The sequence below is a fragment of the Mesorhizobium sp. M4B.F.Ca.ET.214.01.1.1 genome (genome assembly GCF_004791545.1).
Taxonomy (GTDB): Bacteria; Pseudomonadota; Alphaproteobacteria; order Rhizobiales; family Rhizobiaceae; genus Mesorhizobium; species Mesorhizobium abyssinicae.
On the sequence record NZ_SRUX01000001.1, the window covers coordinates 503,975 to 527,476 of the forward strand.

A 23,502-nucleotide genomic window follows, 5' to 3' on the forward strand; every position below is an offset into this window, starting at 1 on the left:
TTATCCTTTGACCGCGCCGGCGGTGAGGCCGGTGACGAGATAGCGTTGCAGGAAGGCGAAGAAGATGCAGACCGGGATCAGCGCCAGGATGGAGGCCGCCATCATCTGCCCCCAGTCGACGGCGAACTTGCCGATGAAGGTGAGCAGGCCGACGGCGAAGGTTTTCTGGTCGTCGCTCGAGATCAGCATCAGCGCGAACAGCAATTCGCTCCAGGCGGCGGTGAAGACGAAGCCGAGCGTCGCCCCCATGCCGGGCAAAGTCAGCGGCACGATCACACGGCGCATTGCCTGTGCGCGCGTGCAGCCGTCGATCATCGCCGCCTCCTCCAGATCCTTCGGGATGCCGTCGAAGAAGGACTGCATGAGGAAGGTGGCGAAGGCGGTGTTGAAGGCGGTGTAGATGATCATCAGCCCGGTCAGGCTGTTGGTCAGGCCGAGATCGCCCATGATGCGGTAGATCGGCGGGATGACCATGACCAGCGGGAAGGTCTGGGTGAGCAGCAGCAAGATGGCCAGCGTCGCCTTGCCGCGGAAGGTGAAGCGCGACATGGCGTAGCCGGCGAGCGTGGCGATAACGGTCACGAGCGCCGCCGTCGACACCGAGACGATGACGCTGTTCAGGAAATAGCGCGGGAAGTCGGAGGCTTCGAGCACGGTAACGAAATTCTGCAAGGTCGTCTCGGACGGCCAGAAGGTGATGCCTTCGGAATAGAGCAGGCGTTCCGGCGTCACCGAGATCTTCAGCGTCCAGAAGATCGGGAACAGCGCAAAGATCATGTAAGCGGCGATTGCCGCGTAGAGGCCGATGCCGCCGGCGAGGCGCGAGGAGGTGGAGCGTCCGGCGATCATCAGACGTGCCTCACAAGCGAGCGGCGGATGGCGATCAGCCCGATAGCATAGGCAATGAGCAGCACCAGGAGCAGCACGGCGACCGCCGAGGCATAGCCCTTGTCGAGCGACTTGAAGGCGCTGACATAAATGTAGACCGGCACCGTGCTGGTCGATCCCGCCGGTCCGCCTTCGGTCATGACGAAGATCAGGTCGGCGAAGGTGGCGATCCAGATCGTGCGCAACATGACGGTGATGACGATGGTGGGCGCCAGGAACGGCAGCGTCACCTTGGTGAAGCGCTGCCAGGGCGACGCGCCGTCGATTGCCGCGGCCTCGTGCAGTTCCGACGGGATCGACTTCAGCGCGGCAAGCAGAGTGATGGCGAAGAACGGGATGCCAAACCAGATGTTGGCGACAATCGGCCCCCACATGGCGGTGGCCGGATCGGAGAGCACATTGGTCGGTTCGGCCTTCAGCCCGAGCGCGAAGAGCCAGTGCGGCAGCGGCCCGATAATCGGGTTGAACAGCCAGGCCCAGGTGAGGCCGGAGAGGAAGGACGGCACCGCCCAGGGCAGGAACACCACCGCTTGCACCACCTTGCGGCCGACGAACGGCTTGTCGAGCAGCAGCGCCAGGCCGAGGCCAAGAAAGAACTGGAAGAACAGGCTGGCGACGGTCCACCACAGCGTGTTGATCAGCGCCTGGCCGAGCACGGCGTCCGAGAGCATCGTCTGATACTGGCCGAGCCCGACATATTCCGACTTGAAGGCCGAGAATTTGCGGAAGGAATAGCTGATGCCGATGATCAGCGGCACCAGAAGCACAACGACAAGCAGGACGATAGCCGGCGAAAGATAAAGCCAAGGCTCGATCGCGGCCTTGCTCAGCCCGCTCTTGCGCGACCGGGCGGCGGATCGGATTTCGGACACTGCGTAGGTCATACGGTGCTCGCGTTGGAGGGTGGGTGCCGGCGTTAGCGACAGCGTCCTTCTCCCCGTTCACGGGGAGAAGATGCCGGCAGGCAGATGAGGGGCGGCGCGAACCTTTCGGAAGTGGGCGCTGCCCCTCATCCGGTCCTTCGGACCACCTTCTCCCCGTGAACGGGGAGAAGGAAGAAGGGTCACTTCTTGTTCTTAGCCATCCAGTCCTGCTGTTCCTTGGTCAGGAACGCGGCCCATGCGTCGGCCGCCTCCTTGGCCGTCTTCTGGCCGAGCAGCACTTCCTGGAAGTTCTTGATCGCCACCTGGTCGACGAAGTTGCCGAGGTTTTCCAGATGCGTCGGCGGCGTGACCATTTCATATTTGGAGCTGTCGCTGAGCTCGGTGAACCAGCCCTTGAACTGCTCGGTCTTGAAATGGGCATCCTGGTCGGCGCCGTTGTGGATCGGCACGACGCCGACTTCCTTGGCCCATTCCAGATTGTCCTTCGGCGACAGCAGGGTGGCCATCAGCTTCCACGCATCGTCCTTGTGCTGCGAATTGGCAAACATCGCCCAGCCGGCATAGCCCAGCGTCGGGTAGGACTTGCCGCTCGGTCCGACCGGCAATGGCGCGACGGCGAAATCATCGGCGCTCATCTTGTCGGCGATGCCGAGCAGCGCGTCGGGATCCTGGTTGAGCATGGCGCAGGTGCCGGAATAGAAGCCGGTGACGGTCTCGTTGAAGCCCCAGCTCACGGCATCCTTCGGCGCCAGGCCGTTCTTGTACATGTCGGCCAGCATCTGCAGGCCCTTGACCGAGCCTTCGTCGTTGATGGTCGAGGTGCCGTCTTCGTTGAAGTAGCCGCCCTTGCCGGCGGCGATGTTCATGAACATGTGCATGCCGTTGAAGGCGCCCGGGCCGCCGCGCAGGCAGTAGCCATATTTGCCGGGGATGGCCGAGATCTTCTTGGAGTCCTCGACGAACTCGTCGAGCGTCGCCGGCGGGCCGTCGAGACCGGCTTCCTTGAACAGCTTCTTGTTCCAGAACAGCGCGTTCACATAGTAGCCGTAAGGGATCATGAACTGGGTGTTGTTGACGGTCGAGCCGAACTGCTTGGCGCGATCGCCGAGCGTCTTGGCGTCGTCCCACTTGGCCATGTAGGGACCGAGGTCTTCGAGCTGGCCGTTGTTGGCATAGAGGCCCATCCAGCGTTCCGGCATCTCGACGACGTCGGGCGTGTCGCCGGCCTGGACCATGGTGAGGAATTTCTCAAAAGCCTGGCCCCAGGGCAGCGAGACGAGCTCGACCTTGACGCCCGGATTGGCGGCCTCGAATTCGGCGATCTGCTTCTTGAGGAATTCGGTGCGCGGCGGGCTGGTGATGACCTCGACCATCTTGATTGTGCTGTCGGCCAGCGCGCCGCTGGCGGAAATCGCCAGGCCGGCGACGGCGGCAAGCATCAGCGTCAGTCTCTTCATGTTCAGGACTCCCATTTTGAACGCTCAGTTTATTTTTTTGCTTTGTCGAAGGCCTGGGCGATGTCGGCCCAGAGATCCTCGACGCTTTCCAATCCGACATTGAAGCGGATGGTTCGGGGGCTGACGCCGAAGCGCGCCATCGAATTCAAGCCCGGCGTCTGCTCGAGCGAGGCCTTGGCCGGCACGACCAGGCTTTCATGACCGCCCCAGCTGACGCCGATGCGGAAGAATTTCAGCGCATCGACGAAAGCGGGAATGTCGACATCCTCCGTCACCTCGAAGGAGAACAGCCCGGCATAGCCGGCAAGCGTCTTCTTGCCGGGATGGTTGGAATAGGCGGGATGGTTGACGCGCTCGACCTTGCCATGCGCCTTCAGCCGCTCGGCGAGGATGAGACCGCTTTTCATGTGATGCGGCAGCCTGAGCGGCAGGGTGCGCAGCCCGCGCAAAAGCAGCCAGCCTTCGAAGGGCGACAGCTTGCCGCCGAGCGAGGAATAGGTCTGCTCGTTGATGTGCCTGATATGCGCGGCCGATCCCGCCACCACGCCGGCGACGGTGTCGCTGTGGCCGCCGAGATATTTCGAAGCCGAGTGCAGGACGAGGTCGACGCCGTGCGCGATCGGCTTCTGGAACACCGGCGTCGCCCAGGAATTGTCGATGGTGGTGACGATGCCCTGCTCCTTGGCCAATCGCGTCAGATGGGCGATGTCCTGCAGTTCGAACATCATCGAGGTCGGGCTCTCGAGGTAAAGCAGCTTTGCGCCGGGGAGTGCCGCCGCCACCCCGTCCGGGTCCGAGCCGTCGACATAGTCGACCTTGATTTGCAGGCGCGGGAACAGCCGCTCGAACAGCCGGTAGGCATCGCCATAGCAGTTGCGCACGGCGACGATGCGCTCGCCGGCGCCGACAAAGGCGAGCACGGTGGCGCTGATCGCCGCCATGCCGCTGGAGAAGCCGCGCGCGGCTTCGGCGCCTTCCAAAGCCGCGACACGCGCCTCGAACTCCATCACCGTCGGATTGTCGCCGCGCGAATAGATCGGTTGCTTTCTGCGGCCGGCGAATGTGTCGGCCATGTCGGCATAGCTGGCGAAGGTGAACAGCGAGGTCTGGTAGATCGGCGGCACCACCGGACCACCCGGGAACGGATCGTCATGCGCCAGCAGCGTCGCCGCCTCGGCCAGATAGTCGCTGCTGGAAAGGCCCGGGTCGAAACCGGTCGGGTGCTCGTTCATTTGCGGTCCGAAAGCTTGAGGTTGGCGGCGCCGCGCTTCAAATCGTCCTCGACGGTGGCGATGAGCTTCAGCGCCTCGACGCGGGCGCCGTCGGGGTCACGCGCGGCAATGCAATTGAAGATGCTGCGGTGATAAGGAAAGCTGGCATGGCCGAAATCGCGCACGCCCAGAGGATGTTCCCAGAAGCGGTGAAACATCTCGTACATGGCGGCGATGATCTGCTCGAACAGCGGATTGCCGGAGGCGCGGAAGATCGCCTGATGGAATTCCCAGTCCTCCTCCGACGACATGCCGGCGCGGGTCTGGAAGGCCTCCTCCATCAGGTCGAGCTTGCGCTCGATCTCGGCGAGCTCGGCCTTGCCGGCACGAATGGCGCAGAGCGCGGCGGCCTCCGCCTCCAGCGCGCGGCGGATCTCCAGCGTGGACATCAGGCCGGCGAAATCGTTACCGCCGGCAAGCGTCAGCGGCATGTGCAACATGTCGGGCGAGACCGCGGCCTTGAGATAGGTGCCTGAGCCCTGACGGCGCTCGACGAGGCCGAGGCCCTCCCAGCGCGTCAACGCCTCGCGCACCGTGTTGCGGCTGACCTTGAGGCGCTCGGCCAGAATGCGCTCGGTCGGAAGCTTCTCACCGGGGCCGAGCGCTTCCTGCCTGACGAACCCCGCCAACGCCTTCAGCACCGCGTCGTCGCGGGCCGTCGTCTGGATGGGGGGCAAGAGATCGGTCACGCCGGCAGGGCCTAAAGTGGTTCAATGGTCCAACCAATTTCTGCACAGGCCGACGGGCGAGTCAACAGCCGAGACGAGACAGGCCGAACGGCGCATGGATGCGCCATTCGGCCGGAAGGTTCAGCCGTGGGCGCGCACCGGGGCATTGCGCCAGCGCGCGAACATTTCCTCGCGGACCCGCCGCGACGCCGAGAGCCGCTCTTTCGCCTCCGCCAACACGGCAGGCGATGCCTCTGCGGGCGTGCCTGAGCGGAACGGAGGTGCCGGCGCATATTCGAGTGCAAGCTGCACGGTTTCGGCTTCGGCCTGTCCGAGCAGCCTCGCGACCAGGAGAAGACCGAAATCGATCCCCGATGTGACGCCCCCTGCGGTGATCAGCTTGCCGTCCTCGACGATCCGCTCGTCGACAGGGATGGCGCCGAATTCTTCCAGGAAATCATGCGCATACCAATGCGTTGTCGCGCGCTTGCCCTTCAACAGCCCGGCCGCGCCGAGCACCAAAGCGCCGCTGCACACCGAGGTGATGTAGCGCGCCTGCACCGCGCGCTCCCAGACGAAGTCGAGAACTGTCTGATCCTCCAGTAGTGCGTTGACGCCGCCGCCGCCAGGAACGCACAGCACGTCGAGAGGCCGGCAATCGTCGAAGGTGGCTGTCGCGGTAAGGGGCAGCCGCGTCGACGACATCACCGGATCGCGATCCTTCCAGATCAATTCCACCTCGGCGCCCTTTGCCGATGCCAGGACTTCGTAGGGGCCGGTGAGGTCGAGTTGCTGGACGTTGGGGAACACAAGGATGCCGAGACGAAGGACCATGGAAATCTCCTCAGGTTGACTCCGGCCAAGCTAAGGCATCATGCTTTGGCAAGATCGCCAATCACCCCTCGTTTCAAGCCAAAGCCATGCGCCGTATCGAAATCCTTGCCTATCCCGACGTCCAGCTCCTCGATGTCAGCGGGCCGCTACAGGTGTTCGCCAGCGCCAACGACTTCAAGATCCAGGCCGGCGAACCGGCGGCCTATGAGGTCATGGTCGTAGCCGCCTCGCCGCGGATCAGGACGTCGGCTGGCCTCGTGCTCGAGGCCACGCTGCTGCCGCCGCATGGGTCCGGGATCGACACGCTGATCGTGCCGGGCGGATGGGGCGTCAACGCGGCCTGCGAGGATCGCGAGCTCCTGCAATGGGTGATCGGCCGCTCGCGCGATGCCACGCGAACAGCCTCGGTTTGCAGCGGCGCCTTCCTGCTAGCGACCGCAGGCCTGCTCGATGGCCGTCGCGCGGTTACCCATTGGGGACGCTGCGCCGAGTTTGCACGGCGCTTTCCAGCGGTCCGGCTCGAACCCGACCCGATCTTCATTCGTGACGGCAATGTCTGGACATCGGCGGGGGTCACGGCGGGCATAGATCTCGCGCTGTCCTTCGTCGAGGCCGATCTTGGCCGACGCATGGCGCTTGCCGTGGCACGCCAGCTGGTGGTGTTCCTGAAACGTCCCGGCGGCCAGGCGCAATTCAGCCAGACGCTCAAGCTGCAGGAAGGCGACGAGCGCTTCGACCGGCTGCATGGCTGGATCCTGGACAATCTGGACGGCGACCTTTCGCTGCCGAATTTGGCCGACCGCGCCAACATGAGCCCGCGCAGCTTCTCGCGGCATTATCGCGAAGCGACGGGTCGGACACCGGCCCGCGCCATCGAAGAGATCCGAATCGAGGCAGCGCGGCGAATGCTGGAACGGGGACAGGCGATCAGCCAGACGGCCCGGCGCTGCGGCTTCGGCTCGGAAGAAACGATGCGGCGCGGCTTTCTACGCGTCCTCGGCACCAACCCGCGCGACTATCGCGAGCGTTTCTGATCGCGCCTTCTCGCCCTGAATGTTCGCTACAACGGGCTCTCGACCAGCCGATGTGACTGCACGGCGGCGCGACCGATTTCGGTCAGCGCGTAGATGCCGCGTTCGGCCCTGGCGAACCAGCCATAGTAATTGTGCAGCAGGATGCTCGCCGCGCGCGGCGAAAGCACTTTCAGGTCGCGCGGCCGCTTGGGACCATCGGCCATGGCGGCGGCACAAGCGAGCGCCTCCTGCCGGTAGGCGGTCATGATGGGCGTGCGCGTGCTGCCGCCGGTAGCCGGGTCGCCCTTGCGGCGATGATGCTCCTCCATCAGGCGCGAGCGCCGCCTGGGATCGCGCCTCGGCGGCAGGGCGGCGGGACTGAGCAGGAGTTCGACCTCGCCCTTGCCGCCGACGCCGAGCAAGCCGAAGCCAAGTCGCCGGCACAGGGCCCGGAAGCGGCGGTCGTGCTCGCGGCCCTTGCCGCGCGCCGACATGCGCGCGGCAAGCCAGACCTCGTCGCAGGCGGCGGCGCGATCGACCGCCTGGAGCACAAGCTCGAGATTGAACTGCAGTTTCAGTTCGCAGATGACGACCACCGGCGGCTCGCCTTCGCGCAGCCCGACCACGTCGCAGCCGCCGACTTCGCCCTTGACGGTGAAATCCAGGCTCTCGAGGAACCGCTTCACCGGGACGTAGAGGGACGTTTCCTGCATGCGGCGAGACATAGCCGATTCGGCCCGGGCCCGGACAGCGCCGCCAAAGTGAAGCCGGCCCGCACTATCGTGAAGAACCGCAGCGCGCGTTCGGGCTTGGATCGATTGCGGCCAACGCCGCGACGGCCATTCACTTCGCCAGAAGGCTACTGCCTGGTGAACGAACCGGTGTAGGTCTGGCCGGCAAGCGCATAGCTGGTGGCCAGCGTTCCGTCGGGAAGCATTGTGGCGGTGACGTCGGCGCCGTTCGGCAGGCGCCCGAGCTTCAAAGTGCTGCCGACGATTTTCCCGGCACCATCGGCCACTCCCGGCTTGTTGTCGGCCAGATCGCCCCACGCATAGGTGACGGTCACCTGCCCGCGCGGAGAAACCGTCAGCACGGCGAGCTTGCCTTCGTACATCCCGTCCAGCTGTCCGGCCCATATGCCCGAAAATGCGGCATACTTTGCCGGAACGCCCTTGCCGGGGGGCGTGACCACCACTGATGGATCCAAGACCGCCGAACCCTGGGGAGCAGGAACAGCAACCGCGGCAGCCAAGGCAGGCTGGGGAGGTGGCGGTGGCGGCGCTTCAGGCGCCGACTGGCAAGCAGCGAGCGCGAATGCCGCGAATCCGAGCATCGGAAAAAGACTGTTTGGTGGAGCCAATCGGAATCGAACCGACGACCTCTTGAATGCCATTCAAGCGCTCTCCCAACTGAGCTATGGCCCCACTCCCGGCAGTCAGCCGGCGCCGTTTCCGGCGAAGAGATCCGGCGCGGGTTTGGATCCGCGCCGTCAAGTGCAGGCGGCTTCTAACCCCGCCTTCGGTCAAGATCAAGCCTTCAACGACCGCTTTTTCGTCACAGGCCAAAAAGGCCGGCAAACGGTCGCGCCCGGGGCCTGATCAGACCTCGTCGTCGTCGTCGCCGACGCCGATCATGTCAGAGACATCGTCGTCCTCTTCCTCTTCATTGGCAAGGAAGGTGTCGTCCTCGTCGTCGCCGAGGTCCACATCGTCCTCGTCGTCGCCGAGATCGGGAAGATCGTCGCCGCCCTTGGCCTCTTCGTCGGCCTCCTCGAGCGAAACGACCTCGGCGCCCTCTTCGTCCTCGCCGTCGACTTCCTTGTCGGCAACTTCCTCGTCCTCTTCGAGGGCAGAAATCTTGCCATCCTCGAAATAGGAACGCGGATAGCTCTTGCCGGTATAGGGCGAGACAATCGGGTCCTTGTTCAGGTCATAGAATTTCCGACCCGTTTCCGGGTCGATGCGTTTGGTGCCAAGTTCAGCTTTTGCCACAGCAGGCCTCGTAGATAGAAGAGTGGTCCCCTTAACCGCAGTTTACGGCGCTGTCAAAGCCAAAAGCCGGCTTCGGGCCGACGCCGCAAAAGCCCGCAATCGCAGGCGTTGCACCAAGGGGATGACCATTCCCGTCCGCCGTGATACGAGACCGCCGCAACAAAAGAAAAGTGCCGGTGCGCCGGCGTTCCATCCAGGGAAAACCATGTCTCACGCTGCCGCTCCGAAACCGGCCACGGCCCGCAAATCATCAGCGCTTTCCGGCACGGCGCGCGTGCCGGGCGACAAGTCGATCTCGCACCGTTCCTTCATGTTCGGCGGCCTTGCCTCCGGCGAAACCCGCATCACCGGACTGCTCGAGGGCGAGGACGTCATGCGCACCGGCGCGGCGATGAAGGCGATGGGCGCGCATATCGAGAAGCGCGGCGCCGAATGGGTGATCCGCGGCACCGGCAACGGCGCGCTGCTCCAGCCCGAAGGCCCGCTCGATTTCGGCAATGCCGGCACCGGCTCGCGGCTCACCATGGGCTTGGTCGGCACCTATGACATGGAAACGACCTTCATCGGCGACGCCTCGCTGTCGGGCCGGCCGATGGGCCGGGTGCTGGAGCCGCTGCGCCAGATGGGCGTGCAGGTGTTGAAGGCGACGCCCGGCGACCGCATGCCGATCACGCTGCGCGGCCCCAAGCACGCCGCCCCCATCACCTACCGTGTGCCGATGGCCTCGGCTCAGGTGAAGTCGGCGGTGCTGCTGGCGGGCCTGAACACGCCGGGCATCACCACCGTGATCGAGCCGGTGATGACGCGCGACCACACCGAAAAGATGCTGAAGGGATTTGGCGCCAATCTGACGGTCGAAACCGACGAGCGCGGCGTGCGCCACATCTTCATCGAGGGCCAGGGCAAGCTCAGCGGGCAGACGATCGCGGTGCCTGGCGACCCGTCCTCGGCGGGCTTCCCGCTGGTGGCGGCGCTCATCGTGCCGGGCTCGGACATCGTCATCGAGAACGTGCTGATGAACCCGACTCGCACCGGCCTGCTCCTGACGCTGCAGGAGATGGGGGGCCGGATCGACATCCTCAACCCGCGCAATGCCGGCGGCGAGGACGTCGCGGACCTGCGCGTGCGCTCTTCGGAGTTGAAGGGCGTCACCGTGCCGCCGGAGCGGGCGCCGTCGATGATCGACGAGTATCCGGTGCTGGCGGTTGCGGCGAGCTTCGCCGAGGGCGAGACGCTGATGCAGGGGCTGGAAGAGCTGCGCGTCAAGGAATCCGACCGGCTTTCGGCCGTCGCCAACGGGCTGAAGCTCAACGGCGTCGACTGCACGGAAGGCGAAGCGACGCTTGCGGTGCGCGGAAGGCCGGGCGGCAAGGGGCTGGGCAGACACCCCAACGGGCCGGACACGACGGTAAAGACGCATCTCGACCACCGCATCGCCATGAGTTTTCTCGTCATGGGCCTGGCGAGCGAAAAGCCGGTGACCATCGACGACGCCAACATGATCGCGACGAGCTTTCCGGAGTTCATGGGGCTGATGAAGGGGCTGGGCGCGGAGATCGATGTCCAAGGCTGAACGCGGGCCGGGCTGGATAAAGAGGGACGACGGCAAGATCTTCTACAGAGCAAGCCGTTGGTCTCCGGCTTATGCTGTAAGCCAAGAGCAATTCGACCGCCTTCGATCGCTTACAAATTCAGAGTGGGTCCTTGCGTGGTCAACAATCTCGATACCCGCCTTCGCATTCTTTGCGTGGTTTCAAGGTTTCTCTACCCTCAATACTTTCGCTTACTGCCTCGTTGGCTATTGCATTGTGAACTCGGCTTACAGCGCCGTTTCCTGGCGCCGTCGTCAGCTGATCCTGCGGGACTCAACCCCCACAAGTGAGCATGTAGCTTTTCTCTCGCCATCGGATGTGATTTCAAGGATGCTGTCCGGTTTGAGCGTTTGGCAGAAACGACGCCTTCTCATCGTCGTTCTATGCGTAGTTGTGGGCAGCATAATTTCTCTTTCCCAAACCCTCTTTGGCTATTCACTGGGCTCACTTAAACCTGTTCATCCTATCGCTGCGTCGCTCGGCCTCTTGATATTTGTCCCAATGATGTTCCTGCTGATCAGTCATATATGGTTTGGCCTATTTGCGGACACATCCAGCATCGAGGATGATCGTGGCTAACATGGGCGATGCTAGATACGTGACCATAGCCATCGACGGGCCTGCAGGCGCGGGCAAAGGCACGCTTGCCCGCCGGCTTGCCGACCACTATCGGCTGAACCTGCTCGACACCGGCCTGACCTATCGCGCCGTCGCGCATGCGCTGCTGCAGCTCGGCCTGCCGCTCGACAATGTCTCGGCGGCGGAAACCGCGGCGCGGCAGGTGGATCTTTCGAAACTCGATCGCGCCGTGCTGTCGGCGCATGCGGTGGGCGAGGCCGCTTCCAAGGTCGCCGTTTTCCCGACTGTGCGGCGCATTCTGGTCGAAAAGCAGCGCGCCTTCGCCAAAACGCCGCCGGGCGCCGTGCTCGACGGGCGCGACATCGGCACCGTCGTGTGCCCCGACGCCGACATCAAGCTTTATGTGACGGCAAGCGCAGAGGTGCGGGCGAGACGCCGGCTGGCGGAGATCGAGAGCATCGGCGGCAGCGCCGATTTCGCCACCATTCTGGCCGACATCGAGCGGCGCGACGAGCGCGACATGGGCCGCGCCGACTCGCCGCTCAAGCCGGCCGCCGACGCGCACTTGCTTGATACGTCCGAAATGGCTATAGAGGCCGCGTTCCTGGCGGCCATGGCGATCATCGACGACGTCCTGGCCAAGAGAAACAAAGCCTGAGCCGGGTTTTTCCTCGTGTTTCCGTTGCCGGAGGCGAAGAAAATACCCATATCGGGCACTAACCAGCCTGCCAGCATTCTTCATGCGCCGGACTTGCCGCTTTGAGCGGCCAAGGGCTCTTCAGCCCGGAACGCCGGCAGGCTCACGCAACGCTAACCCACGGCGCCCGTCCCGCTCGATATGCGGGGCACTTCAGGAGAAACAATGTCAGCTGCTAATCCGTCTCGCGACGATTTCGCGAGCATGCTCGAAGAATCATTCACCGCCGGCCATTCCGGCGAGGGCCAGGTTGTCCGGGGCACGATCACCGCGATCGAAAAGGACATGGCCATCATCGACGTCGGCCTCAAGGTCGAAGGCCGCGTGCCGCTGAAGGAATTCGGCGCCAAGGGCAAGGAGTCGTCCCTCAAGGTCGGCGACACCGTCGAAGTCTATGTCGAGCGCATCGAGAACGCGCTTGGCGAAGCCATGCTGTCGCGCGAGAAGGCTCGCCGCGAGGAGAGCTGGGTGCGCCTCGAGGAGAAGTTCACCAAGGGTGAGCGCGTCGAAGGCGTCATCTTCAACCAGGTCAAGGGCGGCTTCACCGTCGACCTCGACGGCGCCGTGGCGTTCCTGCCGCGCAGCCAGGTCGATATCCGTCCGATCCGCGACGTCTCGCCGCTGATGCACAACCCGCAGCCCTTCGAGATCCTCAAGATGGATCGCCGCCGCGGCAACATCGTGGTGTCGCGCCGCACCGTGCTCGAGGAGAGCCGCGCCGAACAGCGTTCGGAAATCGTGCAGAACCTCGAAGAGGGCCAGGTGGTCGAAGGCGTGGTCAAGAACATCACCGACTACGGTGCGTTCGTCGACCTCGGCGGCATCGACGGCCTGCTGCATGTCACCGACATGGCATGGCGCCGCGTCAACCATCCGACCGAGATCCTCAACATCGGCCAGACGGTTAAGGTGCAGATCATCCGCATCAACCAGGAAACCCACCGCATCTCGCTCGGCATGAAGCAGCTCGAGAGCGATCCGTGGTCGGAGATCGGCACCAAGTTCCCGATCGGCAAGAAGATCAAGGGCACCGTCACCAACATCACCGACTACGGCGCGTTCGTCGAGCTGGAGCCGGGCATCGAGGGCCTCATCCACGTTTCGGAAATGTCGTGGACGAAGAAGAACGTGCACCCCGGCAAGATCCTGTCGACGACCCAGGAAGTCGACGTGGTGGTGCTCGAGGTCGATCCGGCCAAGCGCCGCATCTCGCTCGGCCTCAAGCAGACGCTGGAGAACCCGTGGGAGGCCTTCGCGCGCACCCATCCGGTCGGCAGCCAGGTCGAGGGCGAGGTCAAGAACAAGACCGAGTTCGGCCTGTTCATCGGCCTGGAAGGCGACGTGGACGGCATGGTCCACCTCTCCGACCTCGACTGGACCCGTCCGGGCGAGCAGGTGATCGAGGAGTACAATCGCGGCGACGTGGTCAAGGCGCAGGTGCTCGACGTCGACATCGAGAAGGAGCGCATCTCGCTCGGCATCAAGCAGCTGGCCCGTGACACGGTCGGTGAAGCGGCGACTTCGGGCGAACTGCGCAAGAACGCCGTCGTCACCTGCGAGGTCATCGGCGTCAAGGATGGCGGTCTGGAAGTGCGGCTGGTCGACAGCGGCATCGAGACCTTCATCAAGCGCTCCGATCTCAGCCGCGACCGCGACGAGCAGCGCCCCGAGCGCTTCACCGTCGGCCAGAAGGTCGACGCCCGCGTCATCGCCTTCGACAAGAAGACCCGCAAGCTGCAGGTCTCGATCAAGGCGCTGGAAATCGCCGAGGAGAAGGAAGCGGTCGCCCAGTACGGCTCGACCGACTCCGGCGCCTCGCTGGGCGATATCCTGGGCGCGGCGCTGAAGAAGCAGGGCAACTGAAGCATTCCAGGAAAACCGCGCAGCGGTTTTCCGTCCGGAATTGCTTGAGCCTCTTCGCCCAAGCCAAACAAAAACCCCGCCGGAGCGATCCGGCGGGGTTTTTCTTTTGGCCGCTCGACCGACCGATATCAGAGCAATGCCAGGAAAAGTGTGAAACGGTTTTCCGTCCGGAATTGCGTCAAAACAAAGAGATACGGCGGTTCAGCGTTTCAATGAAACGATGAACAGCTCTAGGCCCTGCCGTAGAGCGGCACCAGCGTGCCGCTCATGGCCATATTGGTGGGCGAGGCGAGATAGGCGATCGCCTCGGCGGCGGCTTCGAGGCTCACCCATTTGGTGAAATCGGCGTCCGGCATGTCGGCACGGTTGGCCGGCGTATCGAGCGTCGAAGGCGCCACTGCGTTGACCAGTATGCCCTTGTGCTTCAGCTCCTCGGCCATCGCCACCGTCATCGCCGCGACCGCCGCCTTGCTGGCGGCATAGGCGACCATGCCCGAACCGCGCCGCGGATCGAGCCCGGCTCGCGCCGTGACGTTGACGATGCGCCCGGCCGTGCCCGAAGTCAGCATCGAGCGGATCGCGGCACGGCAACAGAGAAAGGTGGTGCGGGCGTTGGTGTCCATCATCTCGGCGAAGGAGGCCGATTCGATCTTCTCCACCGGCGCCATGGCAAAGCCGCCGGCGAGGTGAATCGATCCCCACAGGTCCGTCACCTGGTTGTAGAACGCCTCGACCTTGGTCGAATCCGACAGGTCGACATTGTGCGCCAGCCTGACGCGATCATGGGCGGCGAACGGAAAGTGCGGCGGCGCCGCGGCATGGGCGTTGGGGACATGGCAGACCGCGCCCTGCTCCAGGAGCTTGCCGACAACCGCGCCACCCAGCGCCCCCGTGCCGCCGGTCACCACGATATGCCTGCCGTCCAGTGTTTCCGTCATATTCGACTGCTCCAGTCCATTTCACGCTTGCGCCACGCCGGCGCCGAACCTCGCGCCTTTCGCGCCGTCACTCAACTGAAATTTCGTTGACGCTAATTCACCGTTTCAGTTCGCCGGCCAACCGTCGAGGATCGCATCCCAGAGCAGGCGTTTCTCGGTCGGCGGACGCTCGGCCTTGTGCGTCAGCTTGTGCAGCCAGAAACGATCATGGACCGCGCGATGCGCCGCCTCGTCGAGCGGCTCGAAGAGCAGCCATTGCAGCTCGTGCGGCCGGACGGCGCCGACCTGCGGCCTGGCCAGGAACTCACGCCGAAGCCGCCGATGCAGGAGAAGCGCAGCCTCGAAATGGTAGGGGAACATGAAGTAGTCATGGAGCCCGTCATGGGCCTTCCAGTAGTCGGCCAGGCCGCAAAGAACGGTCTCGACCAACGGGTGCCCCTTGCGGGCGTGAATGAACCAGGTCTCCACGAGCCGGGGATGGCGACCGGTCTCGCGCAGGATGTAGAAATCCTCGCGCTCGATCTCCGGCGGCACAGGCTGCCGCAGCAGGATCGTGGCATCGAGCCATGTCCCGCCATGCCGGGCAAGCAGATCCAATCGGATGAAGTTGGAAAAATGCTGGCTGTTCATCAGCCCACGCCGCCGCTTGTCCCAGATATGGCCGGGCAGGTCGACATGGTCCTCGACGGTCCTGTCGTCGAGGATGACGAGCTGGCGCTCGCCCCTGTGGCGGGCGACCGAGCGCAGGCATGCCTTGACCACCAGCGGCGCCGCCTCGACGCCTTGCGCCCAGTATTGCCAGATCGGACCAAGATCGCCAGGCGCGCCGGAGGAGCACCACCGCGAATGATCGACGGCGATGTGCCGCACCCGATGCAGCCGCTTGCGGGACCAGGTCATGCACAGCTTGGCGGCGCGCTTGCGCAGCGGCCAGGGCAAGAGGCGCGAAGACGCTGCCAGGCGCAGCGGCGCAAGATAGGGAAGCCTGAGCGGGTCGCGGAACGGCACTGCCTCGCTGAAGAACGAGCCCGCCGGGCCATCGCCTGACATCATGGCGCTCAATCCACCGTGACTTCGATGACCCGTGGCTTGCCTGCCGCGCGGGCGCGCCTTAGCGCATCCGCCAGGCCTTCCGTGCCGGCAAGCCGCTCGGCGACGATGCCATAGGCCTCGGCCAGTTTGCAGAAATCCGGCGGCGCGGGAGACACGCCGACCGGCTCGACGCCGACGTCGAGCATCGAGGTCTCAATCTCGCGATAGCCGCGATTGTTCCAGACGACGAAGATGACAGGCGCATCGGCATCGAGCGCCGCGCCGAGTTCCGGCAGGGTGAACTGGAAGCCGCCGTCGCCGGTCAAGCAGACGATGGAGGCCTCGGGCACGGCGAGCGCCGCGCCGATCGCCGCCCCCGGCCCGTAGCCCAGCGCGCCGAAGCCGGTCGCGGCGTTGAACCAGCCGCCCGGCCGGTCATGGTCGTAATAGAGGTTGGCGGCATAGATCGGCTGCGTCGAGTCGCCGACGATGATCGCGCCGGGCAAGGTGTCGCGGATCGTCTCCACGGCGTGCATCTGGCCGGTCAGGGCCGGGCTCAGTTCGGCGAGCGCGGCCTTTCGCACGGCAGCCGCTCGGGCATCGCCGTCCTTTGCGGCGACATGAGCGGTACCGAGCTCGCCCAGCAGGGCACGAAGAGCCTCGGCGCAGTCGGCCTGAATCCCAACCGTCACCGGGCGGCGCACGATCTGGTCGGCGCCGATGTCGATGCGGATCAGATTGGCGGGCAGGACAAAGCCGCCATCGCCATAGCCGTCATAGTCGGTCGGGCCGAACTCGGTGCCGGCGGCAATGACCAGGTCGGCGTCCGCCATCAGCGCGCGCACCGGCTTGAGGCTGGGGCTCGCCGGCACGCACAGCGCGTGGCCGTGCAGCAGGCCGCGTGCGTTGGTCGTCTCGACGACCGGGGCGCCGAGCCTCTCGGCCAGCAGCCGCAACGGCGCCTCGGCCCATTTGGCGCCGCCGCCGGCCAGGATCAGCGGACGGCTTGCGGCCTTGCAGAGCCCTGCTGCCTGCTCGATCGCCGCCGCATCGGGCGACGGCGGCGGCGCATTGCTGAGCGAGGCGACGATGCCATTGCCGGGCTTGACCATGACGTTGGTCGGGATCTCGATATGGACCGGACCGGGACGAGATGACGAGAACAGCGCGAAGGCGCGCGCCAGCACGCCAGGAAGCTCCTCGGCCTCGGTGATCCGGTGCGAGAACAGCGCCACCTTCTCCATCATGCCGCGCTGGTCGGGCAGTTCGTGCAGGAAGCCGAGGCCCTTGCCAAGCGTGTCGGTGGCATTGACGCCCGAGATCACCAGCATCGGCACCGAATCGGCGCGCGCCTGGCCCATGGCGGTGATGGTGTTGGTCAGACCCGGGCCGGTGATGACGAAGGCGACGCCCGGCCGGCCGCTGGCGCGGGCATAGCCGTCGGCCATGAAGCCGGCGCCCTGCTCGTGGCGCGGCGTGACATGGCGGATCCGCGAACGCGCGAGGCCGCGATAGAGCTCGACGGTGTGGACCCCGGGAATGCCGAAGACCGTGTCGACGCCATGCGCCTCGAGCAGTGTTATGAGCGCTTCGCCGATGGTGGTCATTGTTCTCCTCTTTCCGGCGCAAGGCCGAGTTCGGCCTCGACAGCCCTGATGCCAATCGCCGCCAATTCGCCGGGCGCGAAAATCTCGCCGGCCAGGCAGCCTTCGATCCAGAGCCCGTCGATGAGCGCGTTGATCGCGATGGCATGGCGGCGCAGCTGGCTTGCGTCCGGTTTGCGCTGTTCTGCAGCGAGCACCTCGGCCACAACCGCTTCCACCTCGTTGCGAAAGCCAAGATAGCCCTCGCGGTGGGCATGGGCCAAGGTCGGATCCGCATTGGCGCGGCCGATGAACGTTGCCCAGAGCGAAAACACCCGCGCGTCGATGATCGGCGTGCTGAGGTTGGCGGTGACGAAAGCCGCAAGACGCCGGCGCGGCGAGGCACCTTCCATGACCAATGCTGCTTTGGCCTGCTCGGTCATGCGGCCGACCAGCGCCGCATATGCCGCCTGCAGCAATTCTTCCTTGCCGGGAAAATAATGCCGGATCAGCCCGGCAGTGACGCCGGCCCGCAGCGCGATGGTGCGCAAGGTGGCGCCCTGCAGGCCATATTCCGCCACGCTGTCCAGGGTCGCTTCGATCAAATCCTGCCGCCGCCGGTCCTCGCCTTCGCGACGGAACTTGCGGCGGGATGGCGCATTCATTGGCGCAGGATCGGCCGCGTCAGGCATGTCGGCCCGCCTTCGCAAGCGATGCAGAGCGCGTCCGCCTCGAAGATCTCTACCGTGCAGCCGGCGGCTTCCATCGCGGCCTTGGTCTTGGGAAAGCCGGCAACGGCAATGACTTTGAGCGGACTGGTGGGCAGCACGTTCAGGCTGAGGCCGTTGGACGCGGCGAACTCTTCGGCGTCGCCTTCGACCAGCCGGATGCCTCGCGCCTTCAGCATCTGATAGAACGGGGCCGGCAAAAGCGGTGAATAGACCAGTGCGAGGTCGTCGGCCAGCGGGCTGATCACCGACATCAGATGCAGGCAAGCCTCTTCGCCCTGCCACAGCGGCAGATCAAAACCGTAGACGGAAATGCCAAGCGGCGTCAGCAGGTTTGAAACCTGCTGGATGCCTTCCTGGTTGGAGCGCACACCGCGCCCGATCGCCAGCGTGCGGCTGTCCACCCATACGCAATCACCGCCTTCGACCTGGCCAGGGGCCTCGACGCGGCCCAGGATCGGAATGCCCAGTCTCCTGTAGGTTTCCTCATGCAAAGAGGGCTCGCTGGCGCGCAATGACTTGCCCATGGACAGGATCAGCGCGCCGCGGTCGGTCATCAGCGACGGGTCGTGGGTGAACACCGAATCCGACAGGCCGTCGGGCTTGTCCTCTATCCATTCGATTTCGGCGCCGGAAGCTGCCACAAGTTCAGCAAGGACCGCGTGCTGCAAGGCCGCTTTCGCCGGGTTGAAGCCCGCGCCATAGTGCCAGGCAGCCCTGTTGGCGTCACGCATGGCGTTGGCCGCCGACCGCATCAGCACGCGCCGCAGCGGCGCCGCCATGGACTGTGATCCGAAAGCGCTCATCGATGCCCTTCTAAGATGAAAAAAACCGAGAAAATTTCATGAAAGGCTATTTATACACTTGCGCAACAAGGCCGCAAGTGCCGTAATGAGCGGGATTGACGGGCTCGCGCTGTTGGGTCCATGCTGAAGTCTGGAGCGGGACAGTGCAGCGTATGTTGATTAGCCGGATGGACGTTCGACGACCTGCCGTAGCCCCTGCAGAGGCCACCTGGTGAGCGCGGTGGAAGCTGCCGCAGTGCGATCCGGCGAGGCGCAGAGCGGCGCCGCGGAAGCCATCCATGTCGAAAACCTGCACAAGAAATTCGGCCAGCTGCATGTGCTGAAGGGCGTGTCGCTGTCGGCGCGCGACGGCGAGGTGATCGCCATCATCGGCGGCTCGGGCTCGGGCAAGTCGACGCTCTTGCGCTGCATCAACTGCCTGGAGAACCCGACCAGCGGCATCATCCGCGTCAATGGCGAGGAGATCAAGCTGAAGGCCGACAGCCACGGCCACACGGTTCCCGCCGACCGCAAGCAGATCGAGCGCATTCGCTCCAGGCTGGGCATGGTGTTCCAGAACTTCAACCTGTGGAGCCACATGACGCTGATCGAGAACGTCATCGAGGTTCCGGTGCATGTGCTGGGCGTCAAGCGCGACGAGGCGTTCGCCCAGGCCGAGAAGCTGCTCGCCCGCGTCGGGCTGGCCGAGAAGCGCGACGTCTATCCTGCCTATCTGTCGGGCGGCCAGCAGCAGCGCGCAGCGATCGCCCGGGCGCTGGCGATCAATCCGCGCGTCATGCTGTTCGACGAGCCGACCTCGGCGCTCGACCCGGAACTGGTCGGCGAGGTGCTGAAGGTGATCGGCGACCTGGCCCGCGAAGGCCGTACCATGGTGCTGGTCACCCACGAAATGAAGTTTGCCCGCGAGGTCGCGACGCATGTCGTCTATCTCTACAACGGGCTGGTCGAGGAGGAAGGACCGCCGGAACAGCTGTTCGGCGCGCCCAAATCCGAAAGGCTCAAGCAATTCCTCCGCAACGTCGGCTAGTGCTGGCGTGAAGCGGGGCGAAAACCGGGAACACAACAAAATGGGAGTCCTGAAATGAAAACTGTTCTGAGAGCATTTGCCGCGGCACTGCTTCTCGGCGTCGCCGCGATGGGCGTGGCCAAGGCCGATCCGGTCAAGATCGGCGTCGCCGCCGAGCCCTATCCGCCTTTCACCTCGCCGGATGCGTCGGGCAAATGGGTCGGCTGGGAGATCGATTTCATCGACGCCGTCTGCGCCGAGGAGAAACTTGATTGCGTGATCACGCCTGTCGCCTGGGACGGCATCATTCCGGCGCTGACCACCAAGAAGATCGACCTGATCGTCTCCTCGATGTCGATCACCGACGAACGCAAGAAGACGATCGACTTCTCGGACAAGTACTATAACACGCTGCCGGCGATCATCGGCCCGAAGGACAAGAAATTCGGCGCCACGCCGGACGACCTCAAGGGCAAGGTGATCGGCGTCCAAGTGTCGACCACACACGCGGTGTACGCTAAGAAGCACTTCACCGAGGCGCAGGAAATCAAGGAATACCAGACCCAGGACGAAGCCAACCAGGATCTCGCCGCCGGTCGCCTCGATGCGGTGCAGGCCGATTCGATCGCGCTTGTCGAATACCTCAAGTCGGACCAGGGCAAGGCCTGCTGCGACCTGAAGGGCATGGTGGCTCCGGACGACGAAGTGCTGGGGCCGGGCATCGGCGCCGGCGTGCGCAAGGAAGACACCGACCTGAAGGCAAAGATCAACGACGGCATCAAGGCGATCCGCGCCAACGGCAAGTATGACGAGATCACGAAGAAGTACTTCGATTTCGACATCTACGGCGGCCCTGCGCAGTCGAACTGACCGCTGATGAGCGAATGACCACGCGGCGCCTTTGCGCGCCGCGTGGGTTCGCCGCAACCTGTCCATGCAGGCTTTCCGCAGGTGTATCCACCGGGCGGTCCTGGCTCCAGCAATCCGGGGGCGAAGCTGATCGACGCATTTCTTCCGGCCTCGGCGGCCGGCATCATGGAACTCCTCTCACCCGTGCCGCCGGGCTGGGGCGGAACTCTGTTGGTCGGGCTGCTGCATTCGATCGAGATCGCGGTCGGCGCCACCTGCCTCGGGCTTCTGATCGGCACCGGCGGCGCCTATGGCAAGCTCTATGGCGGTCCGGTGGTGCGCGATCTGCTCGCCGTTTATACGACGGTGGTGCGCGCCGTGCCGGAACTGGTGCTGATCCTGCTGCTCTATTATGCCGGCACGGACCTGATCAACCAGGTGCTGACGGCGATGGGCTATCAGCGCGTCGACATCAGCGGCCTTGCGGCCGGCATTTTTGTGCTCGGCTTCGTGCAGGGCGCCTATTCGACCGAGGTCATCCGCGGCGCCATCCTGTCTATCCCGCAGGGTCAAATCGAAGCCGCCCGCGCATATGGCATGCCGCCAAGCCTGCTTTTGCGACGCATAACGCTGCCGGCGATGCTGCCGTTCGCCATTCCCGGCCTTGCCAATCTGTGGCTGATCGCCACCAAGGACACGGCGCTGCTGGCGGTCGTCGGCTTCTTCGAGCTGACGCTTGCCACGCGGCAGGCCGCGGGCGTCACCAAGGCCTATCTCACCTTCTATGTCGCGGCGGGCGCTCTCTACCTAATGCTGTCGCTGTTCTCCAACTTGATCATCGGCCGAGTCGAGGCGTGGGCGCGGCGTGGCATGCCTTCGGTCAAGGAGGCGCGCTGATGGCCAACGAAGCCGTCGTCATCAACGCCGTGGCGCGCGCCTCGCTGTGGCTGCAGCCGCATCGCGTTGTGCTGATCCTGATCGCGCTGGGCCTGGTCCTCGGTGCCGCCTTCTTCATGCGCTGGGACTGGCTGCCGCAATATTGGGAAATGGGTCTCATCGGCATCTGGCGGGGGCTGTGGATCCTGGCCGTCACCTGCACGCTGGGCTTCCTGCTGGCGGTGCCGCTCGGCCTGGCGCAGGCCGGCGGCCCGTTCTGGTTCGCCATGCCGGCCAAGGTGTTCTGCACCATCATCCGGGGCACGCCGCTGCTGCTGCAGCTCTGGCTGCTCTACTACGGCCTCGGTTCGCTGTTTCCGCAATATCCATGGATTCGCGACTCCTGGATGTGGCCCTATCTCAGGCAGGCTTGGCCCTATGGCGTGTTGGCGCTGACCTTGTCCTTCGCCGGCTATGAGGGCGAGGTCATGCGCGGCGCCTTCGCCGGCGTGCCGAAGGGGCAACTGGAAGCGGCACGCGCCTTCGGCATGAGCCGCTGGAAGATCTTCCGCCGCATCTGGCTGCCGCAGGCCTTCTACAGGGCGCTGCCGACGCTGACCGGCGAAACGGTGCTGCAGTTGAAGTCGACGCCGCTGGTGGCGACGATCAGCGTCATCGACATCTTCGCCGTCTCGTCCAAGGTGCGGCAGGATACCTACCTCACCTATGAACCCTTGCTGCTGCTGGCGTTGATCTATATGGCGATCACCGGCATTCTCGTCTTCGCCTTCAGCCGGATCGAGGCGCGGATTCCGGTCAAGATCGGGTAGGCATTAGTGGGTAGTCATTAGGGAGTAGGACGCAGGCGCTCGCTTCCACTACTCACTAATCCCTACTCGCTACTCACTAAAGGCACTGCAATGCAACTCAGTCTCGACCAGGCAACAGGACTGTGCCGGATGGCGGCGCTCGGCGCCGGCGCCAATGAGGAAAACGCACAGTCGCTCGCCGCCTCGATCGTCGCGGCCGAGGCGGAAGGGCTTGTCGCTGTCGGGCTGTCGCATTTCATCGATTATCTCGAAGCGATCGAAGCCGGTCGTATCGACGGCAATGCCGATCCGGTCATCACCAGGCCGGCGCTCGCGGTCTATCTTTCCGACGCACGCGGCGGCCTCGCCCACACCGGCTTCGACCGTACGATCGAGGACCTCGCCAAGGCGGCAAAACTGTTCGGCGTCGCCATCTTTTCGCAGAAGAACGCCTATACCTGCGGCGCGCTCGGCTACTTCACCGGGCGGCTGGCGGCACAGGGGCTGGTGTCTTTCGCCGCCACCAACGGGCCGGCGGTGCTGGCCGGCTCCGGCTCGGTGAAGCCGGTCTACTGCACCAATCCGATGTCGTTTGCCGCTCCGTCCGCCGACGGATCGCCGCTCGTCATCGACCAGTCGTCAAGCGCCACCGCCTTCGTCAACATCCGCAAGGCGGCCGAGGAGGGCAGGAAAATCCCCGAAGGCTGGGCGCTGGACGCCACTGGCAACCCGACCACAGACCCGGCGGCCGCCATGAAAGGCGCCATGCTTGCCTTCGGCGGCCAGCGCGGCGCCAACATCGCGCTGATGGTCGAAGTCTTGGCAGCGGGCCTTTCCGGTGCCAACTGGTCGCTCGACGCGCCCTGGTTCACCGGCGGCCCGGACAGCCCGGGAACGGGCCTGTTCGTGCTCGCCGTCGAGCCCAAGCTGCTCGACCCCGATTTCGAGCAGCGCATGCGTGACCAGCTCGACCGCCTGCGCCGCCGCTATGGCGTGCATGTGCCGGGACGCGCCCGCGCGGACGCGGCGGAGAAGGCCGTGGCGCGCGGCATCAATGCGCCCAAGGCGGTGATCCAGCGCATCTCCGAATTCGCCGAGCGCTATTCGGCTTGAGCAAGTCATCAAACGGCCTAGGCCT

The 23,502-nt window shown here is 64.7% G+C and carries 24 protein-coding genes and 1 tRNA gene; 10 read left to right on the forward strand and 15 right to left on the reverse strand.

The annotated features are described in order from the left end of the window. The 6 genes from EN857_RS02335 to EN857_RS02360 all read right to left on the reverse strand — a co-directional run bounded on the left by EN857_RS02335 (position 1) and on the right by EN857_RS02360 (position 6,002). Positions 1–849, reverse strand: a complete 849-nt coding sequence (locus EN857_RS02335) for a carbohydrate ABC transporter permease (protein ID WP_127391265.1) — start codon at positions 847–849, stop codon at positions 1–3. After that, complete coding sequence (locus tag EN857_RS02340) at positions 849–1,772, reverse strand: sugar ABC transporter permease (RefSeq protein WP_127391264.1); 924 nt, start codon at positions 1,770–1,772, stop codon at positions 849–851. The genes EN857_RS02335 and EN857_RS02340 overlap by 1 nt, the downstream gene beginning before the upstream one ends. A 179-nt stretch (positions 1,773–1,951) precedes the next feature. Next, positions 1,952–3,229, reverse strand: a complete 1,278-nt coding sequence (locus EN857_RS02345; protein WP_127284408.1) for a sugar ABC transporter substrate-binding protein — start codon at positions 3,227–3,229, stop codon at positions 1,952–1,954. A gap of 29 nt (positions 3,230–3,258) precedes the next feature. Beyond that, a complete protein-coding gene (locus EN857_RS02350) occupies positions 3,259–4,461 on the reverse strand; it encodes a PLP-dependent transferase (RefSeq protein WP_127284409.1) in 1,203 nt (400 codons plus the stop codon). After that, entirely contained in the window at positions 4,458–5,189 is a 732-nt protein-coding gene (locus EN857_RS02355) for a FadR/GntR family transcriptional regulator (protein WP_127284410.1), read from the reverse strand. The genes EN857_RS02350 and EN857_RS02355 overlap by 4 nt, the downstream gene beginning before the upstream one ends. A 120-nt stretch (positions 5,190–5,309) precedes the next feature. Continuing rightward, positions 5,310–6,002 carry a DJ-1/PfpI family protein gene (locus EN857_RS02360; protein ID WP_127284411.1) on the reverse strand — a complete coding sequence of 231 codons (693 nt, stop codon included), beginning with the start codon at positions 6,000–6,002 and terminating at the stop codon, positions 5,310–5,312. An 86-nt stretch (positions 6,003–6,088) separates the two neighbouring features. Between EN857_RS02360 and EN857_RS02365 the strand changes: the two genes are divergently transcribed. Further along, a complete protein-coding gene (locus tag EN857_RS02365; RefSeq protein WP_127391263.1) occupies positions 6,089–7,036 on the forward strand; it encodes a GlxA family transcriptional regulator in 948 nt (315 codons plus the stop codon). A 26-nt stretch (positions 7,037–7,062) separates the two neighbouring features. Here the strand turns inward: EN857_RS02365 and EN857_RS02370 are convergent, their stop codons facing one another. The 4 genes from EN857_RS02370 to EN857_RS02385 all read right to left on the reverse strand — a co-directional run bounded on the left by EN857_RS02370 (position 7,063) and on the right by EN857_RS02385 (position 9,006). After that, on the reverse strand, positions 7,063–7,728 hold the full coding sequence (locus EN857_RS02370; RefSeq protein ID WP_127391262.1) for a DUF2161 family putative PD-(D/E)XK-type phosphodiesterase: 666 nt from the start codon (positions 7,726–7,728) through the stop codon (positions 7,063–7,065). Positions 7,729–7,874: 146 nt separating this feature from the next. Then, on the reverse strand, positions 7,875–8,207 hold the full coding sequence (locus EN857_RS02375; protein ID WP_245511258.1) for a hypothetical protein: 333 nt from the start codon (positions 8,205–8,207) through the stop codon (positions 7,875–7,877). Between the two features lie 156 nt (positions 8,208–8,363). Then, positions 8,364–8,439, reverse strand: a tRNA-Ala gene (locus tag EN857_RS02380). Positions 8,440–8,613: 174 nt separating this feature from the next. Continuing rightward, positions 8,614–9,006 carry a TIGR02300 family protein gene (locus EN857_RS02385; RefSeq protein ID WP_127284414.1) on the reverse strand — a complete coding sequence of 131 codons (393 nt, stop codon included), beginning with the start codon at positions 9,004–9,006 and terminating at the stop codon, positions 8,614–8,616. A gap of 205 nt (positions 9,007–9,211) precedes the next feature. Between EN857_RS02385 and aroA the strand changes: the two genes are divergently transcribed. From aroA to rpsA, 4 genes are all read left to right on the forward strand, one after another. Continuing rightward, positions 9,212–10,579: a 3-phosphoshikimate 1-carboxyvinyltransferase gene (gene aroA, locus EN857_RS02390; RefSeq protein WP_127311342.1), complete on the forward strand. Its 1,368-nt coding sequence runs from the start codon at positions 9,212–9,214 to the stop codon at positions 10,577–10,579. Beyond that, the gene (locus tag EN857_RS02395) at positions 10,566–11,177 is read left to right on the forward strand and encodes a hypothetical protein (RefSeq protein ID WP_135857924.1); all 612 of its coding nucleotides are present in this window, start codon (positions 10,566–10,568) and stop codon (positions 11,175–11,177) included. The genes aroA and EN857_RS02395 overlap by 14 nt, the downstream gene beginning before the upstream one ends. A 1-nt stretch (position 11,178) precedes the next feature. After that, the gene (gene cmk, locus EN857_RS02400; protein WP_135857926.1) at positions 11,179–11,835 is read left to right on the forward strand and encodes a (d)CMP kinase; all 657 of its coding nucleotides are present in this window, start codon (positions 11,179–11,181) and stop codon (positions 11,833–11,835) included. Positions 11,836–12,039: 204 nt separating this feature from the next. Further along, positions 12,040–13,737 (forward strand): 30S ribosomal protein S1, encoded by a 1,698-nt coding sequence (rpsA, locus tag EN857_RS02405; protein WP_127284419.1) that lies wholly within the window; start codon positions 12,040–12,042, stop codon positions 13,735–13,737. A 230-nt stretch (positions 13,738–13,967) separates the two neighbouring features. Here the strand turns inward: rpsA and EN857_RS02410 are convergent, their stop codons facing one another. The 5 genes from EN857_RS02410 to EN857_RS02430 form a co-directional block, all read right to left on the reverse strand. Then, positions 13,968–14,675 (reverse strand): SDR family NAD(P)-dependent oxidoreductase, encoded by a 708-nt coding sequence (locus tag EN857_RS02410; RefSeq protein WP_127284420.1) that lies wholly within the window; start codon positions 14,673–14,675, stop codon positions 13,968–13,970. A gap of 105 nt (positions 14,676–14,780) precedes the next feature. Further along, the gene (locus EN857_RS02415; protein WP_127391259.1) at positions 14,781–15,728 is read right to left on the reverse strand and encodes a capsular polysaccharide synthesis protein; all 948 of its coding nucleotides are present in this window, start codon (positions 15,726–15,728) and stop codon (positions 14,781–14,783) included. A 5-nt stretch (positions 15,729–15,733) separates the two neighbouring features. Further along, positions 15,734–17,314, reverse strand: a complete 1,581-nt coding sequence (locus tag EN857_RS02420; RefSeq protein ID WP_127391258.1) for a 5-guanidino-2-oxopentanoate decarboxylase — start codon at positions 17,312–17,314, stop codon at positions 15,734–15,736. Then, positions 17,311–17,955 carry a TetR family transcriptional regulator C-terminal domain-containing protein gene (locus tag EN857_RS02425; protein ID WP_187331350.1) on the reverse strand — a complete coding sequence of 215 codons (645 nt, stop codon included), beginning with the start codon at positions 17,953–17,955 and terminating at the stop codon, positions 17,311–17,313. Before EN857_RS02425 ends, EN857_RS02420 begins: the two co-directional genes overlap by 4 nt. Beyond that, positions 17,952–18,824, reverse strand: coding sequence for a dimethylarginine dimethylaminohydrolase family protein (locus tag EN857_RS02430; RefSeq protein WP_127391256.1), 873 nt, complete (start codon positions 18,822–18,824; stop codon positions 17,952–17,954). Before EN857_RS02430 ends, EN857_RS02425 begins: the two co-directional genes overlap by 4 nt. Before the next feature lie 211 nt (positions 18,825–19,035). Between EN857_RS02430 and EN857_RS02435 the strand changes: the two genes are divergently transcribed. From EN857_RS02435 to EN857_RS02455, 5 genes are all read left to right on the forward strand, one after another. Next, complete coding sequence (locus tag EN857_RS02435; RefSeq protein ID WP_127391255.1) at positions 19,036–19,851, forward strand: ABC transporter ATP-binding protein; 816 nt, start codon at positions 19,036–19,038, stop codon at positions 19,849–19,851. A 54-nt stretch (positions 19,852–19,905) separates the two neighbouring features. Beyond that, positions 19,906–20,700 carry a transporter substrate-binding domain-containing protein gene (locus tag EN857_RS02440; protein ID WP_127310146.1) on the forward strand — a complete coding sequence of 265 codons (795 nt, stop codon included), beginning with the start codon at positions 19,906–19,908 and terminating at the stop codon, positions 20,698–20,700. Positions 20,701–20,910: 210 nt separating this feature from the next. Further along, complete coding sequence (locus EN857_RS02445) at positions 20,911–21,576, forward strand: ABC transporter permease (RefSeq protein WP_127286876.1); 666 nt, start codon at positions 20,911–20,913, stop codon at positions 21,574–21,576. After that, complete coding sequence (locus EN857_RS02450; RefSeq protein WP_128346089.1) at positions 21,576–22,385, forward strand: ABC transporter permease; 810 nt, start codon at positions 21,576–21,578, stop codon at positions 22,383–22,385. Before EN857_RS02445 ends, EN857_RS02450 begins: the two co-directional genes overlap by 1 nt. Before the next feature lie 90 nt (positions 22,386–22,475). Further along, positions 22,476–23,477 (forward strand): Ldh family oxidoreductase, encoded by a 1,002-nt coding sequence (locus EN857_RS02455; RefSeq protein ID WP_127394034.1) that lies wholly within the window; start codon positions 22,476–22,478, stop codon positions 23,475–23,477. Positions 23,478–23,502: the final 25 nt, after the last annotated feature.

Coding starts and splice junctions, on each gene's coding strand:
- EN857_RS02335 (WP_127391265.1), bottom strand. CDS start 849: ATGATCGCCGGACGCTCCACCTCCTCGCGCCTCGCCGGCGGCATCGGC.
- EN857_RS02340 (WP_127391264.1), bottom strand. CDS start 1,772: ATGACCTACGCAGTGTCCGAAATCCGATCCGCCGCCCGGTCGCGCAAG.
- EN857_RS02345 (WP_127284408.1), bottom strand. CDS start 3,229: ATGAAGAGACTGACGCTGATGCTTGCCGCCGTCGCCGGCCTGGCGATT.
- EN857_RS02350 (WP_127284409.1), bottom strand. CDS start 4,461: ATGAACGAGCACCCGACCGGTTTCGACCCGGGCCTTTCCAGCAGCGAC.
- EN857_RS02360 (WP_127284411.1), bottom strand. CDS start 6,002: ATGGTCCTTCGTCTCGGCATCCTTGTGTTCCCCAACGTCCAGCAACTC.
- EN857_RS02365 (WP_127391263.1), top strand. CDS start 6,089: ATGCGCCGTATCGAAATCCTTGCCTATCCCGACGTCCAGCTCCTCGAT.
- EN857_RS02370 (WP_127391262.1), bottom strand. CDS start 7,728: ATGCAGGAAACGTCCCTCTACGTCCCGGTGAAGCGGTTCCTCGAGAGC.
- aroA (WP_127311342.1), top strand. CDS start 9,212: ATGTCTCACGCTGCCGCTCCGAAACCGGCCACGGCCCGCAAATCATCA.
- EN857_RS02395 (WP_135857924.1), top strand. CDS start 10,566: ATGTCCAAGGCTGAACGCGGGCCGGGCTGGATAAAGAGGGACGACGGC.
- cmk (WP_135857926.1), top strand. CDS start 11,179: ATGGGCGATGCTAGATACGTGACCATAGCCATCGACGGGCCTGCAGGC.
- rpsA (WP_127284419.1), top strand. CDS start 12,040: ATGTCAGCTGCTAATCCGTCTCGCGACGATTTCGCGAGCATGCTCGAA.
- EN857_RS02410 (WP_127284420.1), bottom strand. CDS start 14,675: ATGACGGAAACACTGGACGGCAGGCATATCGTGGTGACCGGCGGCACG.
- EN857_RS02415 (WP_127391259.1), bottom strand. CDS start 15,728: ATGATGTCAGGCGATGGCCCGGCGGGCTCGTTCTTCAGCGAGGCAGTG.
- EN857_RS02420 (WP_127391258.1), bottom strand. CDS start 17,314: ATGACCACCATCGGCGAAGCGCTCATAACACTGCTCGAGGCGCATGGC.
- EN857_RS02425 (WP_187331350.1), bottom strand. CDS start 17,955: ATGAATGCGCCATCCCGCCGCAAGTTCCGTCGCGAAGGCGAGGACCGG.
- EN857_RS02430 (WP_127391256.1), bottom strand. CDS start 18,824: ATGAGCGCTTTCGGATCACAGTCCATGGCGGCGCCGCTGCGGCGCGTG.
- EN857_RS02440 (WP_127310146.1), top strand. CDS start 19,906: ATGAAAACTGTTCTGAGAGCATTTGCCGCGGCACTGCTTCTCGGCGTC.
- EN857_RS02450 (WP_128346089.1), top strand. CDS start 21,576: ATGGCCAACGAAGCCGTCGTCATCAACGCCGTGGCGCGCGCCTCGCTG.
- EN857_RS02455 (WP_127394034.1), top strand. CDS start 22,476: ATGCAACTCAGTCTCGACCAGGCAACAGGACTGTGCCGGATGGCGGCG.